Genomic DNA, 2,192 nt, shown 5'->3' with positions numbered 1-2,192 from the left:
TACATCGACGGCATCGCCGCGCTGCGCGACAAGGCGGTGCTCGACGTCGGCTGCGGCGGCGGCATTCTGTCGGAAGCGATGGCGCTGCGCGGGGCGCGCGTGACCGGGATCGATCTTGCCAGAAAGCCGCTCGATGTCGCGCGCCTGCATCTGCTGGAAAGCGGGGCAAAAGTCGATTATCGCGAGGTGGCGGTGGAGACGCTGGCGATCGAGCAGCCGGCCGCCTTCGATGCCGTGACCTGCATGGAAATGCTCGAGCACGTGCCCGATCCGGCGAGTACGGTGCGCGCCTGCGCCGAGCTTGTGAAGCCCGGCGGCGACGTTATTTTTTCGACCATCAACCGCAATCCGAAAGCTTATCTGTTCGCGGTGATCGGCGCCGAGTACGTGCTGAATCTGCTGCCGCGCGGTACGCACGATTATGCAAAATTCATAACTCCCGCAGAGCTTGCGGCCATGTGCCGCGCCGTGGACCTGCAGGTGCGCAGCATCACAGGCATGAGCTACAATCCGTTCAGCAAAATCTATTCGCTGGGCGCGGATGCGAGCGTCAACTACCTGATGCATTGCCGCGCCTGAAGCTTGGCGCTCCGCGCGCGCGATTCAAGCAGGTCGCTGTTGCCGTGCCAAAATCGGATTGCCGCGTCGGCCGCGCCTCCCTCGCAATGACAATTCCTGCGAGGGCACTCGCAGCGTCGTCGCGGGTGCTGACACCAATATGTCATTGCGAGCGGCCTTTAGCCCCGGGCTTGAACCGGGGAAGCAATCTGGTTTTGCCGTTGTTGGAAACCAAGGTCGCTGTTGCCGTGACAAACCCGAACTCAAGGCAGCTCCGGGTTTCGCGTAGTGCGCTGGAGCTTCACTCGCCACTGCGGACATCAGGCGAACTTTGCAAGGGTGCTTGCAATTCTCTCCGAGCTTTGAAAGAATCGAACAGATTTCTTTCAAAGCTGGCCGCGCATTGAAAATTCCTTTCAAAGCCACGTGAACCCATCCGACTTCATCGGCTCCGCAGCCGGAAGAATCATGCGCGCGCCGCAAGGCTTTCACGCCTTCGTGCCCGCTGAGCCGCCGCGTTCGATCGCGTACGATGCCGATCTGGTCAACCGGCTTTCCCGCGCCGACGCCGCGCTGTCCGGGCTTTCGGGGCTCGGCCGCACGCTCCCCAACCCGCATCTTCTGATCGCGCCTTATGTGCGCCGCGAAGCCGTTTTGTCTTCGCGCATCGAGGGCACGCAGGCGAGCGCGCACGATCTTCTGATCGACGAACTCGATTCCGAGCCGGCGCTGCCGCAGCGCGCCCATGACGTGTTCGAAGTCCGCAATTATGTGTTCGCGCTCGGGTACGGCATCGAACGGCTGGCGGCCTTGCCGCTCAGTTTGCGACTGGTGCGCGAAATTCATGAACGCCTGATGCTTGGCGTGCGCGGCGATCACGCCACTCCGGGAGAATTCCGGCGGTCGCAAAACTGGATCGGCCCGTCCGGTTCGACTCCCGCGAACGCCCCCTACGTCCCGCCGCCGGTCCGCGAGATGCACGAGTGCCTGAACGACTGGTAAAAATTCCTGCACGATCGAACCGCGTTTCCCGATCTCATCCACGCCGCGATCGCGCATGCGCAATTCGAGGCCATTCATCCGTTTTTCGACGGCAACGGACGAGTCGGCCGGTTGCTTATCACGCTGGAATTGATCGAACGCCAGCGGCTCAGCCAGCCGCTGCTGTATCTTTCGGCGTTCATAGAAGCCTATCGGCGCGATTATTACGAGCTGCTGCAGCGCATCCGCACCCATGGCGATTGGGCGCAATGGATACATTTCATTCTCTCGGGCATCGAACAGGTCGCGAATGACGCAAGCGCCCATACCGTTCGCTGCTCAATTTTCGCGAGCGTCTGCGCTACGAGCTTGCCGGGAAGCCGCGGGCGCAACAGCTTATCGACAAGCTTTTCGAAAATCCGTACCTCACTGTCGGGCGCGCGCAACGGCTGCTCGGCGTCAGCAATCCGACGGCGCGCGCGCTGATCAATGACCTCGCCCGTCGGCATGTGCTCGAAGAAGTATCGGGGCGCCGGTGGGCGAAGCTTTATGTGGCGAAAGCGATTCTGCGAATCGTGGAGGTAGCCCATCAGCATGATTAACGCCGTCCTCTTCGACCTCGACGGCACCCTTGCCGACACGGCGCCCGATCT

General features: G+C 61.8%; 1 protein-coding gene and 1 pseudogene. Both read left to right on the top strand.

Annotation, left to right across the window (positions count from 1 at the left end):
• Positions 1 to 579: bifunctional 2-polyprenyl-6-hydroxyphenol methylase/3-demethylubiquinol 3-O-methyltransferase UbiG (gene ubiG / locus H0V78_06700; GenBank protein MBA2351468.1), on the top strand; the 579-nt coding region annotated here is incomplete at its 5' end.
• 405 nt (positions 580 to 984) lie between these two features.
• Positions 985 to 2,141 (top strand): annotated as a pseudogene (locus H0V78_06695) (Fic family protein).
• The last annotated feature ends 51 nt before the right edge of the window (positions 2,142 to 2,192 follow it).

Source organism: Burkholderiales bacterium (assembly GCA_013695435.1).
Taxonomy (GTDB): Bacteria; Pseudomonadota; Gammaproteobacteria; order Burkholderiales; family JACMKV01; genus JACMKV01.
The sequence above is the reverse complement of the archived record's forward strand: the minus strand, read 5'-3'. Positions and strand labels throughout refer to the sequence as shown.